General features: G+C 73.8%; 2 protein-coding genes. Both read left to right on the top strand.

The genetic code is table 11. The features are described from left to right. Positions 1–23: 23 nt before the first annotated feature. Entirely contained in the window at positions 24–8,147 is an 8,124-nt protein-coding gene (locus ACLJQZ_RS04310) for a type I polyketide synthase (RefSeq protein ID WP_410618708.1), read from the top strand. Positions 8,148–8,184: 37 nt separating this feature from the next. Beyond that, positions 8,185–17,247 (top strand): type I polyketide synthase, encoded by a 9,063-nt coding sequence (locus tag ACLJQZ_RS04305; RefSeq protein WP_410618707.1) that lies wholly within the window; start codon positions 8,185–8,187, stop codon positions 17,245–17,247. Positions 17,248–17,286 lie beyond the last annotated feature (39 nt).

Genomic DNA, 17,286 nt, shown 5'->3' with positions numbered 1-17,286 from the left:
CCGCGATCTGTGGAGGACTCGCCTTGTCCAAGCTTGAGTTCGGCATCGCGATCGTCGGAATGGCCTGCCGGCTGCCCGCCGCGCCGGGGCCGGGGGCGTACTGGGATCTGCTGCGCCGTGGCCGGCACGCGATCACCGAGACCCCGCCCGAGCGCTGGCAAGGACCGGACGACGCGCCCGGCACCGGGTACGGCGCTTTCCTCGACGACGTCGCGGGCTTCGACGCCGCCTTCTTCGGCGTCTCCCCGCGCGAGGCCGCGGTGATGGACCCGCAGCAGCGGCTGATGCTGGAGCTGAGCTGGGAGGCCCTGGAGGACGCCGGCCTGCCGCCGGCCCGCCTCGACGGCGAGAACGCGGGCGTGTTCTTCGGGGCCATCTGGGACGACTACGCGCACCTGCTCACCGAGCACGGCGTCAGCACCCAGCACTCGCTGACCGGCGGGCACCGCGGCGTCATCGCCAACCGCGTCTCCTACACCCTCGGGCTACGCGGGCCGAGCCTGGTCGTCGACTGTGGACAGTCGTCGTCGCTGGTCGCGGTGCACCTGGCCTGCGAAAGCCTGCGTCGCGGCGAATCCGCGGTGGCACTCGCGGGCGGGGTCAACCTGAACCTGATCGTCGCCAGCGCGGTCGGCGCGTCCCGCTTCGGCGGGCTGTCGCCGGACGGCCGCTGCTTCACCTTCGACGCCCGCGCCAACGGCTACGTGCGCGGCGAAGGCGGCGGCCTGGTCGTGCTGCGCCCGCTCTCCGACGCCCTCGCCGACGGCGACCGCGTCTACGGCGTCATCCGCGGCACGGCCGTGAACAACGGCGGTACCGCGGAAACCCTGACCACGCCGAGTGAATCCGCACAGCGCGAGGTGCTGCGGCTGGCGCACGAGCGGGCCGGCACCGAGCCGGGCGACGTCGAGTACGTCGAGCTGCACGGCACCGGCACGCGCGTCGGCGACCCGATCGAGGCCGCCGCGCTCGGCGCGGTGATCGGCACGGCCCGCGCGCCCGGCACCCCGCTGCTCGTCGGGTCGGCCAAGACCAACGTCGGTCACCTGGAAGGCGCCGCCGGCATCACCGGGCTGCTGAAGGCGGTGCTGTGCCTGTGGCACGGCGAGATCACGCCGAGCCTCAACTTCACCACGCCCAACCCGGACATCCCCCTGGACGAGCTGAACCTGCGCGTGACGACCGAGGCCACGCCGTGGACCGGGCCGAACCGGCTGGCCGGGGTCAGCTCGTTCGGCATGGGCGGCACCAACTGCCACGTCGTGCTCGCCCCGGCCCCGGCTCCGGCGCGCCGGGCGGGCGGCGGGGACCCGCTGCCGCTGGTGCTGTCCGCCCGGTCGCCGGAAGCGCTGGCCGCGCAGGCGAAATCGCTGTGGGACCGGCTGGCCGCACACGACCCGGTCGACGTCGGGTACACCCTGGCGACGACGCGTGCGTCCCTCGACCACCGCGCCGTGGTCGTGCCGGACGGCGACCTCGCGGGGGCGCTCGACGTCCTCGCCGCCGGAGGTACGTCGCGATCGGTGGTCCGCGGGACCACACGCGACGCGCGTCCGGTCGCCTTCCTGTTCTCCGGCCAGGGCAGCCAGCGAACCGGCGCGGGACAAGGGCTCTACGCGACCCAGCCGGTCTTCGCGGCCGCGCTGGACGACGTCTGCGCCCGCTTCGGCCGCCACCTCGACGTGCCGCTGCGCGACGTCCTGTTCGAGCCCACGGACCTCCTCGACCGGACCCGGTACACGCAACCGGCGTTGTTCGCTCTCGAAGTCGCCCTGTTCCGGCTGCTGGAAAGCCGCGGCGCACGCCCGACCGTCCTCTTGGGACACTCGATCGGCGAGCTGGCCGCGGCTCACGTCTCCGGCGTGCTTTCCCTCGACGACGCGGCCGAGCTGGTGGCCGCCCGCGGCCGGCTGATGGACGCGTTGCCGGGCGGCGGCGCGATGCTCGCCGTCGAGGCCACCGAGGCGGAAGCGCTTTCCGTCCTGACTCCCGCGGTGTCGATCGCCGCGGTCAACGGGCCGCGGGCGGTCGTGCTGTCCGGAGACGCGGACGCCGTCACCGCGCTGGCGGACCATTTCGCCGCGCTGGGGCGCAAGACCAAGCGGCTGACGGTCAGCCACGCGTTCCACTCGCCGCACATGGACGCGATGCTCGACGACTTCCGCGCGGTCGCCGCGCGGCTGCCCTTCGCGCCGCCGAGGATCCCGATCGTCTCCACCCTCACCGGCCGTCTCGCCACCGCCGAGGAACTCGCCGACCCGGGCTACTGGACGCGGCACGTGCGCGACGCCGTCCGTTTCGCCGACGCCATAAATGTTGTCGGCGACGCTGTGTTCGTCGAGCTGGGCCCGGACGGCGTGCTGTGCGCGATGGCCCGCGAGTGCGTCTCCGGCACCTTCGCCGCCGCCCTGCGCCGGGACCGCGACGAGACGTTCACCCTCCACCACGTCTTGGCGCAGCTGCACGTCCACGGCGCCGACGTCGACTGGGCCGCGGTCTACGGCGACCGCGGCAACCGCGTCGACCTGCCGACCTACCCGTTCCAGCGCAGCCGCCACTGGTTCGACGGCCCCGCGCGCCCGTCGGCTCCGGCCGCCAAGCGGTCGTGGGCGCAGCGGGTCGCGGACCTGCCCGCCGCCGAGCGCGACCGTCGCCTCGGCGACGTCGTCCGCGCGGGGGTCGCGGTGGTGCTCGACTACGCCGGCGCGACCGACGTCGACCCGGAGCGGACGTTCAAGGAACTCGGCATCGACTCGCTCACCGCGGTCGAGCTGCGGGACCACCTCGGCCAGGTGACCGGCCTCCGGCTCGGCAGCGGCGTCCTGTTCGACCACCCGACGCCGGCGGCGCTCGCCCGGCACCTGGAAGCCGAGCTGTCCGACGCGCCCGAGGCCGCCGCGGAGGCCGTGGCCGTCAGCGACGAGCCGATCGCCATCGTGGCGATGAGCTGCCGTTACCCCGGCGGCGTCCGGACCCCCGAAGACCTGTGGAAGCTGGTCGCCGAGGGCGTCGACGCGATCGGCGGCTTCCCGGCCGACCGCGGCTGGGACCTCGACGGGCTCTACGACCCGGACCCGGAACACGCCGGCACGACCTACGCCCGCGGCGGCGGGTTCCTCGACGGCGTCGCGGACTTCGATCCGGCGTTCTTCGGCATTTCGCCGCGGGAAGCCGTCGCGATGGACCCGCAGCAGCGGGTCCTGCTGGAGCTGACCTGGGAAGCGCTCGAACGCGGCGGTCTCGACCCGGCCGGGCTGCGCGGCACGCCGACCGGGGTCTTCGTCGGCGCCATGGCGACCGACTACGGCCCGCGGCTGCACGAAGCGGCCGGCGGCGCCGACGGCTACCTGCTCACCGGCACCACCGGCAGCGTCGTCTCCGGCCGGCTGGCCTACACGTTCGGCCTCGAAGGGCCCGCGGTCACCGTCGACACGGCCTGTTCGTCGTCGCTGGTCGCCCTGCACTGGGCGGCCCAGGCGCTGCGCGGCGGCGAGTGCTCGCTGGCTCTGGCCGCCGGGGTCGCCGTGATGTCGCGGCCGGGCATGTTCATCGAGTTCTCCCGCCAGCGCGGATTGTCCGCCGACGGCCGCTGCAAGGCGTTCTCCGCCGCGGCGGACGGCACCGGCTGGGCCGAAGGCGCCGGCGTCCTGGTGCTGGAACGGCTTTCCGACGCCCAGCGCCACGGCCACCAGGTCCTGGCCGTGCTGCGCGGCTCGGCGGTCAACTCCGACGGCGCGTCCAACGGTCTCACTGCGCCCAACGGCCCTTCGCAGCAACGCGTCATCCGCCGCGCGCTCGCCGCCGCCGGACTGTCCACATCGAACGTCGACGTCGTCGAAGCGCACGGCACCGGGACCACCCTGGGCGACCCGATCGAGGCCGACGCGCTGATCGCGACCTACGGCCGGGACCGCGAGACGCCGCTGTGGCTGGGGTCGCTGAAGTCCAACATCGGGCACACGCAGGCGGCCGCGGGCATCGGCGGCGTGATCAAGATGGTCCAGGCCCTGCGCCACGGCGTCCTCCCGCGCACGTTGCACGTGGACGAGCCGACCCCGCACGTCGACTGGTCCGCCGGGACCGTCGCCCTGCTCACCGAGACGCGGTCGTGGCCGGAGACCGACCGGCCGCGCCGGGCCGCGGTGTCGTCCTTCGGTGTCAGCGGCACCAACGCCCACGCCGTGCTCGAACAGGCTCCCGCGACCGACGCGCCGGAGAGCGCTTCCGGCCCGGCGCCGGTCGTGCTGTCCGCGCGAACCGAGGGCGAACTGCGGGACCAGGCGAAGAACCTGCTGACCTACCTGACGGATGCGACGGTGTCCGATGTGGACGTCGCGCACACACTGACGTCGACGCGGGCGCGGTTCCCGCAGCGTGCCGTGCTGCTCGGAGCCGATCTCCGGGACCAGCTGCGCACCCTGGCCGACGGGGGCAGTTCGCCCGACGTCGTCACGGGCTCGGTGCGCGGTTCCGGGCGGACGGCGTTCGTCTTCCCGGGCCAGGGCTCGCAGTGGGCCGGGATGGCGGTCGAGCTGGCTGGTTCTTCGCCCGCGTTCGCGGCGCGGCTCGGTGAGTGCGCGGACGCGCTGACGTCCCATGTGGACTGGTCACTGCTCGACGTCCTGCGCGGCGCCGAGGGCGCGCCGGGGTTCGAGCGGGTGGACGTGATCCAGCCGGTGCTGTGGGCGGTGATGGTCTCGCTGGCCGCGCTGTGGCGCGCGCACGGTGTCGAACCGTCGGCTGTGGTCGGTCACTCGCAGGGGGAGATCGCGGCCGCGGTCGTCGCGGGCGCACTGTCGCTTGAGGACGGTGCGTTGGTGGTCGCGTTGCGTAGCAAAGCGATCCTCGCCCTGGCCGGACGCGGTGGAATGGTGTCGATCCCCTTGCCGCACGACGAAGTGGCCGCCTTGATCGACGACCGGATCTCGGTCGCGGCGGTCAACGGCCCACGGTCCACTGTGGTCTCGGGAGACGCTGATGCGCTCGACGACCTGGTGAACCGCTGCGAGGCCAAGGAGATCCGCGCGAAGCGGATCCCGGTGGACTACGCGTCCCACTCGGCGCACGTGGCCTCCCTGGAAGCCGAACTCCTGGACGTCCTGGCCCCGATCCGGCCGCGCGCCGCGGAGGTGCCGTTCTATTCGACGGTCACCGGCGAGCCGCTCGACACAACGGTGATGGACGCCCGGTACTGGTACGAGAACCTGCGCAACACGGTCCGGTTCGAAGCGGTCGTGCGCCTGCTCGCCGAGCGGGGTCACTCGGTGTTCGTCGAGTGCAGCCCGCACCCCGTCCTCACCATCGGCGTCCAGGACACTGTGGACGAACTGGGCGCCGACGCGGTCGCCGTCGGCACCCTGCGACGCGACGACGGCGGCCCGGCCCGGTTCCTCAACGCGCTGGCGCAAGCGCACGTCTGCGGCGCCATGCCGGACTGGAGCACGGTCCTGTCCGGCGGCCGCGTCGTCGAAGACCTGCCGACGTATCCCTTCCAGCGGCAGCGGTTCTGGCTCGAAGCCGCGGCCGGCGCGGGCGAACTGTCCTCGGCCGGCCTCGGCACGGCCGGGCACCCGCTGCTCGGCGCCGCCGTCCGGCTCGCCGGCACCGGCGGCCTGCTCTACACCGGACGGCTGGCCCGGCGGACCCACCCCTGGCTGACCGACCACGCCGTGTTCGACACCGTGCTGCTGCCCGGCACCGCGTTCGTCGAGCTGGCGGTGCGCGCGGCCGAGGACACCGGCTGCGACACGCTCGAAGAGCTGACCCTGGAAGGCCCGCTGCTCCTGCCGGAGCGCGGCGCGGTCACCGTGCAGGTCGCGGTCGCGCCGGCCGACGACGACGGCCGCCACGCGATCACCTTCCACTCCCGCCAGGACGACCAAGGCGACTGGACCCGGCACGCGACCGGGGTGCTCGGCACGTCGCCGGCGGCCGGGACCGCGTTGACCGCGTGGCCGCCGGCGGCCGAGCCGATCGACGTCGACGCGCTCTACCAGGACCTCGCGGACGCCGGGTTCGGGTACGGCCCGGTGTTCCAGGGCCTGCGCGCGGCCTGGCGCTCCGGCCGGGACGTCTACGCCGAGGTGGTCGTGCCGACCGAGGACGCCGCCCGGTTCGGGCTGCACCCGGCCCTGCTCGACTCCGCGCTCCACGCCGCCGGGCACGACGTCCTGATCGGCGCCGACGGCACGAGCAGCATCCCGTTCTCCTGGCGCGGCGTCACGCTGCACCGCACCGGCGCGGCCGCTTTGCGCGTCCGGCTGACCGTGGGGGAGGGGGAACTCGCGCTCGCCGTGGCCGACGAGACCGGCGCGCCGGTGGCCACAGTGGACTCCCTGCTGCTGCGCCCGCTGACGCGCACCCTCACCGGCGCCGCACCCGACTCGCTGTTCCGAGTGGACTGGGCCGGACTCGAACCGTCCGAAGCAGACTCCACTGTCCTGTGGTGTGACGACCTCGACGAGCTGGAAACGCCGGAAGGGCTCGTCGTCGTCCGGGTCGCGCCGGAGCCGGACGAGCTGGCCGAGCGGACCCACGCGGCCGCCGCCCGCGCGCTGGACCTGGCCCGGCGGTGGACGTCCGACGAGCGGTTCGCGGCCGCCAAGCTGGTGTTGCTGACCTCGGGCGCCCGGGCGGACGACCCCGCGGGGGCGGCGGTCTGGGGCCTGATCCGCGCAGCCCAGTCCGAGCACCCCGGCCGGTTCGTCCTCGCCGACGTCGCCCCGGGAGAGGAAGACCTCCTGCCGCGGGCGCTCGCGTCGGGGGAGCCGCAGCTCGCGGTGCAGGCCGGTACGACGTACGTGCCGCGGCTGCGCCGGGTCAAGCCCGCCGACGGCGACCTGCCGGTGTTCGACGGCACGGTCCTCGTCACAGGCGGCACCGGCACCCTCGGCGCCCTGCTCGCCGAGCACCTGATCACCGGGCACGGCGTCCGCGACCTGGTCCTGACCAGCCGGAAGGGCCTGGACGCACCGGGCGCGCCGGAGCTGGCCGAGCGGCTGCGCGGACTCGGCGCCGACGTCACGATCGCCGCCTGCGACGCCGCCGACCGCACGGCGCTGGCCGACCTGCTCGACGGGCTGCCCGGCCTCACCGGCGTGGTCCACGCGGCCGGGGTGCTCGACGACGGCGTCCTCGCCTCGCTGACCCCCGAGCGGCTGGCCGCCGTGCTGCGGCCGAAGGTCGACGCGGCCGTCCACCTGGACGAACTGACCGCGGACCGGCCGCTCACGGCGTTCGTGCTGTTCTCCTCGGTGGCCGCGACGCTCGGCACCGCCGGACAGGGCAACTACGCGGCGGCCAACGCGTTCCTGGACGCGCTCGCCGCGCGGCGCCGTGCCCAAGGACGGCCGGGCACCGCGCTGGCCTGGGGTTTCTGGGCCGAGCGCAGCGGCATGACCGGGCACCTCGCCGACGCCGACCTGAGCCGCATGACCCGGTCCGGGGTAGGTGCGCTGCCCAGCGCGGAAGGGCTCGCGCTGTTCGACGTCGCGTTGCGCCAGGCCGACGCCGCGCTCGTCCCGGCCCGGCTGGACCTGGCCACGCTCCGGGCGCGCGCCGGCGGGGACGTTCCGCCGCTGCTGCGGGAGCTGATCCGGACCCGGTCGCGCCGTGCCGACGAGCCGGCGAGCACCGCGTCCCTGGCCGGCCGCTTGGCGGCGGCACCCGACGCGGACCGGCCGCAGCTGGCGCTGGACGCCGTGCTGGCCGAGACCGCGACCGTGCTCGGCTTCGCCTCGGCCGCGACGATCGACGGCGACCAGGCGTTCAAGGAGATCGGCTTCGACTCGCTGACCGCGGTCGAGCTGCGCAACCGGCTCACCGCGGCCCTCGGCCTGCGCCTGCCGGTGACGCTGATCTTCGACCACCCGACACCACGCGCGCTGGCCGGCTACGTGCTGACCGAGCTGGCGCCGGCCGGACCGGCGGTGTCGGACCTGCCGGTCCTGGCGCAGCTGGACCACCTGCGCGGCGCACTGTCCACGGTGGACTCCGGCGACCCCGACCGCGTGCGGATCACCGCGCGGCTGCGGGCCCTGCTGGCCGAATGGACCGACGACGAGCACCCGGCGGACGACGTCGAGATCGACACCGCCGACGACGATGCGATGTTCGCGCTGATCGACAGCGAACTCGGGACTGTGTGAGGGATGGGCGACATGCCGACGGGCTGGGGTGAGCTGAATGTCCACTGAGGACAAGCTGCGGGACTATCTCAAGCGGGTGACGACGGATCTGCGGCAGGTCCGGCGGGAGCTGCGCGAGGAGCGGGAGCGCGACGCCGAACCGATCGCCATCGTCGGGATGAGCTGCCGTTATCCCGGCGGCGTCCGCTCGCCCGAAGACCTGTGGGAGCTGGTCGACGAGGGCCGGGACGCGGTCGCCGGGTTCCCCGAGCGCCGCGGCTGGGACCTCGGCGCGCTTTACCACCCGGACCCCGACCACGCGGGCACGTTCTACGCCCGTGAGGGCGGTTTCCTGCACGACGCCGACGAGTTCGACGCGGAGTTCTTCGGCATCTCCCCGCGTGAGGCGCTGGCGATGGACCCGCAGCAACGCCTGCTGCTGGAGATCTCGTGGGAGGCCCTGGAACGCGCGGGCATCCCGCCGGAGTCGGTGCGCGGCACCCGCGCCGGGGTGTTCGCCGGCGTGATGTACCACGACTACGGCTCCCGGCTGCCGCACGCGCCCGCCGACGTCGAGGCCTACCTGGGCAACGGCAGCGCGGGCAGCGTCGCCTCCGGCCGGGTCGCCTTCACCCTCGGTCTCGAAGGGCCCGCGGTCAGCGTCGACACGGCGTGTTCGTCGTCGCTGGTCGCGCTGCACCTGGCCGGGCAGGCCCTGCGGTCCGGCGAGTGCACGCTCGCGCTCGCCGGCGGCGTCGCCGTGATGTCGACGACCGCGACGTTCATCGAGTTCTCCCGTCAGCGCGGGCTGTCCGCGGACGGCCGTTGCAAGCCGTTCGCCGCCGCCGCGGACGGCACCGGCTGGGCCGAGGGCGCCGGCATGCTCGTGCTGGAAAAGCTGTCCGACGCGCAGCGCAACGGGCACCGCGTGCTCGCCGTGGTCCGCGGCAGCGCGGTGAACTCCGACGGCGCGTCCAACGGCCTGACCGCGCCGAGCGGTCCCGCGCAGCAACGGGTGATCCGGCAGGCACTGGCCAACGCACGGCTCACACCGTCCGAAGTGGACGCCGTCGAAGCGCACGGCACCGGCACGACCCTGGGCGACCCGATCGAGGCGCAGGCCCTGATCGCCACCTACGGCCGCGACCGCGAGACGCCACTCTGGCTCGGGTCGCTGAAGTCCAACATCGGGCACAGCCAGGCCGCCGCCGGTGTCGGCGGCGTGATCAAGATGGTCATGGCGATGCGCCACGGCGCGCTGCCGCGGACCCTGCACGTCGACGCGCCGACGCCGCACGTCGACTGGTCCACCGGGGCCGTCGAACTGCTCACCGAAGCCCGGCCGTGGCCCGAGGCCGACCGGCCGCGCCGCGCGGCGGTGTCGTCGTTCGGCGTCAGCGGCACCAACGCGCACGCGGTGCTGGAGCAGGCGCCCGCTGCCGAGACGTTGCCGTCCGCTGTGTCCGGTGTGGTTCCGGTCGTCCTGTCGGCCCGATCCGCGGAAGCGCTTACCGAGCAGGCCGCCCGGCTCGCCGAGCGGCTGGCCGACCCCGACCTCGCCCTGCCCGATTTCGCCTGGTCGCTGGCGACGACGCGCGCGGCGCTGCCCGAGCGGGTCGCGTTCGCGGCCGCCTCGCGCGAAGAGGCCCTCGACGTCCTGGCCGGTCTGGGTCGCGGCGACGTCGTCCCGGCCGCGGTGCGCGGCTCGGCCCGTGGTGGCGCGAAGTCCGTGTTCGTCTTCCCCGGCCAGGGCTCCCAGTGGGCCGGCATGGCCGTCGGGCTGCTCGACGAGTCGCCGGTCTTCGCGGCCCGGATGACCTCGTGCGAAACGGCCCTCTCGTCCTTTGTGGACTGGTCTTTGACGGACGTCCTGCGCGGTGTCGAAGGCGCGCCCGGGTTCGACCGGGTCGACGTGGTGCAGCCGGTGCTGTGGGCGGTGATGGTCTCCCTGGCGACGCTGTGGCGGTCGTACGGCGTCGAGCCGTCGGCCGTGGTCGGCCACTCGCAGGGCGAGATCGCGGCCGCGGTCGTCGCCGGTGCGCTGTCCCTCGAGGACGGTGCCCGCGTGGTCGCCCTCCGCAGCAAAGCCATCCTGGCGCTGGCCGGACGCGGTGGCATGGTCTCGATCCCGCTGCCGCACGCCGAAGTCACCGAGCTGATCGACGACCGGATCTCGGTGGCGGCGGTCAACGGCCCGCGCTCGACCGTCGTCTCCGGCGACGCGGACGCCCTCGACGAGCTGATGGATCGCTGCGCGGAACGCGAGATCCGCGCGAAGCGGGTCCCGGTGGACTACGCGTCGCACTCGGCGCACGTCGAGTCCCTCGAAGCCGAACTCCTCGACGTGCTCGGCCCGATCCGGCCCCGCGCGTCCGAAATCCCGTTCTACTCCACGGTGACCGGCGAGCCGATCGACACCACGATCGTCGGCGCCCGCTACTGGTACGACAACCTCCGCAACACCGTCCGCTTCGAGGACGCCACCCGCGCGTTGCTCGCCCGCGGCCACTCGGTGTTCGTCGAATGCAGCCCGCACCCGGTGCTGACGATCGGTCTTCAGGACACTGTGGACGATCTCGGCGTCGCGCTGGGCACCCTCCGCCGGGACGAAGGCGACCTCCGCCGGTTCCTGACCGCGCTGGCCGACGCCCACGTCCACGGCATCTCGCCGGACTGGACGAAGGTGTTCGGCGGCGGTCGGATCGTCGACCTGCCCACCTACGCGTTCAAGCGCGACCGGTACTGGCTCGACGCCCCCGCGCCTGCCGCGGGCGGCTCGGACGGCGGTTTCTGGGCCGCCGTCGACCGCGCGGACCTCGATCTCGGCCTGCCCGCGGACACCCTCCGCGACGTGCTGCCCGCGCTGGCCGCGTGGCGTCGGCGGCATCTGGAGTCGTCCACTGTGGATGGTTGGCGGTACCGCGTCACCTGGGAGCCGGTCGACGTCGAGCGCACGAAGCTGTCCGGCGTCTGGCTGGTACTGGGGGAAGACGACCTCGGCGTCGCCGACGCCCTGACCGCGCACGGCGCCGACGTCCGCCGCGAGCCGACGGACGAACCCCTGGCCGGGATCGTCTCCCTGGTCGGCGACGGCCGGGAAGCGCTCACCACGACGAGGAAGCTGCTGCAGTCCGACCTGGACACTCCCGTGTGGACGATCACGTCCGGCGCGGTCACCACCGGCCGCGGCGACCGCGTCCGGCACCCCGATCAGGCCCTGGCCTGGGGGTTCGGCCGGGTCGCCGCACTGGAGCAGCCGGACCGCTGGGGCGGCCTGCTCGACCTGCCGGAGACCCTCGACGAGCGGGCCGCGGCCCGGCTGGCCGCGGTGCTGGCCGGGACCGGTGAGGACCAGCTCGCCGTGCGCGACTCCGGTGTCTTCGCCCGCCGGCTCGTCCGGGCCCAGCCGCGTCCGGCTGCCGACGGCTGGCAGCCGCGTGGAACCGTGCTGGTCACCGGCGGTACCGGCGCGCTCGGCGGCCAGGTCGCCGAATGGCTCGCCGCGAACGGCGCCGAGCACCTCGTGCTCACCAGCCGCCGCGGCGCCGACGCACCGGGTGCCGAAGAGCTGCGCGGAAAGCTGACCGAGCTCGGGGTCGAGGTGACGATCGCCGCGTGCGACGTCGCCGACCGCGACGCGCTGGCCGCGTTGCTCGACGGCCTCGACCTGACGGCCGTGGTGCACACCGCCGGCGTCCTCGACGACGGCGTCATCTCCTCCCTGACCGACGACCGCTTCGACGACGTCCTGCGCCCCAAGCTCGACGCGGCCCTCGCACTGCACGAGCTGACCGGCGACCTGGACGCCTTCGTGCTGTTCTCCTCCTTCGCGGGCACGGTCGGCCACGCGGGCCAGGCCAACTACGCCGCCGCCAACGCGTTCCTGGAGGCCCTGGCCGAGCAGCGCGCGGCGGACGGGCTCCCGGCCACCGCGATCGGCTGGGGCCACTGGGCGGGCGGCGGCCTGGCCGACGACACCCTGCGCGGCGACCGCCTCCGCCGCGACGGCCTGGTCGCGATGGACCCCGCGCTCGCCGTCACCGGTATCGCGCGGGCGATCAAGCAGGGCGACACCGTCTCGGTCGTCGCGGACGTCGACTGGGACCGGTTCGTGCCGGTGTTCACCGCGTCCCGGCCGAGCCCGCTGCTCGGTGGCTTCACACCGTCCACAACGGACACTCCGGCCCCCGCCGGGTTCGCCGGGCAGCTGGCCGCGCTGACCGGCACCGACCGCGACCGGTTCCTGCTCGACCTGGTGCGGGCCCACGTCGCGGGCGTGCTCGGGCACAGTTCGCCGAGCGCGATCGAACCGCGCCGCGCGTTCCGCGAACTGGGTTTCGACTCGCTGACCTCGGTCGAGCTGCGCAACCGGCTCAGCGCCGCGACCGGGCTGAAGCTGCCCGCGACCGTCGCGTTCGATCACCCCACGCCGCTGGACCTGGCCGCGCTGCTCGGCGGCGAGGCGGGGGAGAGCGACGTCACCCCGGTCGACGCGGTCGTCAAGGCCGTGGCCGACGACCCGATCGCCGTCGTCGCGATGACCTGCCGCTACCCCGGCGGCGTCGGCAGCCCCGAGGACCTGTGGGACCTGCTGGCCGCGGGCCGTGACGCGATGGCGCCCTTCCCGGCCAACCGCGGCTGGGACCTCGACGCGCTCTACGACCCGGACCCCGACCACAAGGGCACCTGCTACGCCCGCGAAGGCGGGTTCCTCTACGACGCCGACAAGTTCGACGCCGGTTTCTTCGGCATCTCGCCCCGCGAAGCGCTGGCGATGGACCCGCAGCAACGGCTGCTGCTGGAGACGTCGTGGGAGCTGTTCGAGCGCGCCGGCATCGACCCGGATTCGTTGCGGGGCAGTGAAACCGGCGTGTTCGTCGGGACCAACGGCCAGGACTACGCGCCGGGCCTGCACGAGTCGCCGGAAGGCGTCGAGGGCTACCTGCTCACCGGCAACGCGGCGTCGGTCGTCTGCGGCCGCGTCGCCTACACCTTCGGGCTCGAGGGCCCCGCGGTCACGGTGGACACGGCCTGTTCGGCGTCGCTGGTGGCGCTGCACCTCGCGACGCGGGCGCTGCGGGGCGGCGAGTGCTCGCTGGCCCTGGCCGGCGGCGCGACGGTGATGTCCAAGCCGGGCGCGTTCGTCGAGTTCTCCCGCCAGCGCGGGCTGTCCGCCGACGGCCGCTGCAAGGCCTTCGCCGCCGGCGCGGATGGCACCGGCTGGGGCGAGGGCGTCGGCCTGATCCTGCTCGAACGACTGTCCGACGCCCAGCGTAACGGCCACCGCGTCCTCGCCCTGCTGCGCGGCAGCGCGGTGAACTCCGACGGCGCGTCGAACGGCCTGACCGCCCCGAACGGCCCGTCGCAGCAACGAGTCATCCGCCAAGCCCTGGCCGACGCGGGCCTGACACCGTCCGATGTGGACGCCGTCGAAGCCCACGGCACCGGCACTTCACTGGGCGACCCGATCGAGGCACAAGCCCTGATCGCAACATACGGCCGAGACCGCACGGACGCGCCGCTGTGGCTGGGCTCGGTGAAGTCCAACCTAGGCCACACACAGTCCGCGGCGGGCGTGGCCGGCGTCATCAAAATGATCCTGGCGATGCACCACGGAGTGCTGCCGAAGACACTGCACATCGACGAGCCGACCCCCGAGGTCGACTGGAGCGAAGGCACGGTCGCGCTCCTCACCGAGGCGACGCCCTGGCCCGACACCGACCACCCGCGCCGAGCCGGAGTCTCATCATTCGGCATCGGCGGCACCAATGCACACGTCGTCTTGGAAGCGGCCCCCGCTTTCGAGGCCGCCGACGAGTCTCTCGATGACGGCCCCATCGTCCTGTCCGCCCGCTCAGCGCCGGCCCTACGGGCTCTATCCGCCCGGCTAGCCGCACACGTCACCGCGTCGCCTGACCTGACCCCGGCCGAGCTGGGTCACGCCCTGAGCACCACCCGGTCCGCACACCGCCACCGCGCCGCACTGGTCGCGGCCGACCGAACCGAGCTATTGGCCGGCCTGACCGCCCTAGCCGCCGGCGCGCCGTCCGTCCCCACCGGCGAGGCCTCCGAAGGGCGGCGGATCGCCTTCCTGTTCACCGGCCAGGGCAGCCAGCGCCCGGGAATGGGCCGCGAGCTGTACCGAGAGTTCCCGGTATTCGCCGACGCGCTGGACAAGGTCTGCGCCCACCTAGACGCCCACCTGGACCGCCCGCTGAAGGAGGTCATGTTCGCCGAGCCCGCCGCCGAGGCCGCTGCCAGCATCGAGGCTGGCTCCGAAGCCGCCGAAGCCGCCGAAGCCGCCGAAGCCGCCGAAGCCGCCGAAGCCGCCGAGGCCGCCGAAGCCGCCGAAGGCACCGAGGCTGCCGCATTGCTCGACCAGACCGTCTACACCCAAGCCGCGTTGTTCGCGCTGGGCGTGGCCCAGTTCCGGCTGCTCGAACACTGGGGCATCACCCCACACCACCTGCTCGGCCACTCGATCGGCGAGCTGGCCGCGGCCCACGTCGCGGGCGTCCTGACGCTGACCGACGCCGCAACGCTGGTGGCCGCGCGCGGCCGTCTCATGCAGGCGCTCCCCACCGGCGGTGCAATGGTCGCAATCCAGGCGACCGAGGCGGAGGTGTCGGTATATCTGTCAGACCGTGTGACCGTTGCGGCGTTGAACGGCCCGAACTCGACGGTGATCTCCGGCGACGAGGCCGCAGTACTGGCCGTGGCAGAGCACTTTGCCGACCGCAAGATGAAACACCTCGCCGTGAGCCACGCGTTCCACTCGCCCCTGATGAATCCGATGCTGGACGAGTTCCGCGGTATAGCAGAGTCTCTGACATACAGTAAGACGGTTATACCGATAGTCTCAAACGTCACCGGTGAGCCGATCGTCGAGTTCGACGCGGACTACTGGGTGCGGCACGTCCGTGAGGCCGTGAGGTTCCTCGACGGCGTTCGCACGCTGGAAGCGTCGGGCGTGGACACCTTCGTCGAACTAGGCCCGGACGGCGTGCTCACCGGCATGGCCCAGGACTGCGTGACCGAACCCGCGGTGTTCGTCGCCGCACAACGTCGTGACCGAGAAGAACCGTTCGCACTGCGGACCGCCCTGGCGACACTGTTCGTCGCCGGTGTGGAGCCGGACTGGGCCGCGGTCTTCGGGGGAAGGCGCGCGCTGCTCGACCTGCCCACCTACCCGTTCCAGGGGGAGCGGTTCTGGCTCGAAACCACCGCACGACAGCCCGCCAAGACGTCCACTGTGGACACCTGGCGCTACGGCATCATCTGGCGGCCAATGGACGATCCGGTCCCCGGCGACCTCGCCTCATGGCTCGTCGTAGTTCCGCCGGGAGAAACGAACGACCCGGCGATCGACGCATTCACCAAGGCCGCCGCGGTCACCATCCTCGAAACCAACGACACGGACCGCGAGACCCTGACCATCCGCTTGGCCTCGCTCGACGACGTCGACGGCGTGCTCGCCCTGGGCGGGCTCGGCCCGCAGGTGACCACGACGCTGCTGCAGTCGCTCGGCGACGCGGGCATCGACGCGCCGCTGTGGGTCGCGAGCCGCGGCGCGGTCGCCACGCACCCGGCCGACCGCGTGGCCCGGCCTGACCAGGCCATGTTGTGGGGCCTCGGCCGCACCGCGGCGCTCGAACACCCACGCCGCTGGGGCGGGCTGATCGACCTGCCCGAGCACTTCGACGACCGAGCGGCCGCCCGGCTCGCCGGCGTCCTGACCGGCAGCACCGGTGAAGACCAGCTCGCACTCCGCACCAACGGCCTGTTCGCCCGCCGCCTGACCCCGGCCCGCCCGGGACGCGGCGACGTCGACTGGGCCGCCGCCGGTCCGGTGCTGATCACCGGCGGCACCGGCGCGCTCGGCTCGGCCGTCGCCCGGTACCTGGCCGGCCAGGGCGCCGAACGCCTGCTGCTGATCAGCCGCCGCGGCCCCGCCGCCCCCGGCGCGGCCGCCCTCGAAACCGAGCTGACCGCACTCGGCGCTGACGTCACCATCGCCGCGTGCGACGCCGGGGACCGCGCCCAGCTGGCCGCGTTCCTCGCCGAACACCCCGTCGGCGCGGTGGTGCACACCGCCGGCGTGCTCGACGACGGCGTGCTCGACGCGCTGACCGCCGACCGCTTCACCGACGTCCTGGCGGCGAAGGCGACCGCGGCGGCGAACCTGCACGAGCTGACCGGCGACCTGAGCGCGTTCGTGCTGTTCAGCGCGTTCGCCGGGACGGTCGGCAACGCCGGCCAGGCGTCCTACGCCGCGGCAAACGCTTACCTCGACGCGCTCGCCGAGCAACGTCGCGCGGACGGCCTGCCGGCCACCTCGATCGCCTGGGGTGCCTGGGCCGGGGACGGCATGGCCGCCGGCGCGGTCGGCGACCGGCTCGGCCGCGCCGGGTTCGCCGCCATGGACCCGCGGGTCGCCGTCACCGCCCTCGGTGTCGCCGAACCGTCCGCGCTCGTGGCCGTTGCGGACGTCGACTGGCCGGTGTTCGCGCCCGGGTTCACCGCGTCGCGGCCCAGCCCGCTGCTGGCCGAGCTCGCGCCGCAACCGGAAGTATCCACAGTGGACGAACGCGGGTTCGCCGAGCGGCTGGCCGCCGTGCCGGACGCCGAACGCACCCGGCTGCTGGAGGACCTCGTCCGCGAGACCGCCGGGCTGGTGCTCGGGCACACCGGCGCGATCGAACCCGCCCGGCCCTTCAAGGAATTGGGCTTCACCTCACTGTCCGCAGTGGAGCTGCGCAACCGGCTCGACGCGGCGACCGGGCTGTCGTTGCCCGCGACGCTCGTGTTCGACCACCCGACCCCGCGGGCCCTGGCCGCGCACCTGCGGGCCGAGCTGATGCCCGCACAGGGCCCCGGCCCGGTGTCCCTTTTGGACGAACTGGACCGGCTGGAGGCGGCACTCGCCGCGCTCGGCCCCGACGAGCTGACCGACCTGGCCCCCGACGAACAAGCCCGGGCCCGGATCGGCACCCGGCTCAAGGACCTGGGCACGGCCTGGCACCAGGCCGCGGACGTCCCCGCCGCCCTCGGCGACGAGCTGGACGACGCGACCGACGACGAGATCTTCGCGCTGATCGACAAGAAGTTCGGCACCTCGTGACCGAGGCGGCCCGGCGTACCCACGAACTGCGACAGGACT

The sequence above is a fragment of the Amycolatopsis sp. cmx-8-4 genome (assembly GCF_046548675.1).
In the GTDB taxonomy this organism is placed as follows: Bacteria; Actinomycetota; Actinomycetes; order Mycobacteriales; family Pseudonocardiaceae; genus Amycolatopsis.
The sequence above is the reverse complement of the archived record's forward strand: the minus strand, read 5'-3'. Positions and strand labels throughout refer to the sequence as shown.

Bases quoted from the DNA above. Each gene is read 5' to 3' on its own strand.
- ACLJQZ_RS04305 (WP_410618707.1), top strand. From the start codon at position 8,185: ATGTCCACTGAGGACAAGCTGCGGGACTATCTCAAGCGGGTGACGACG.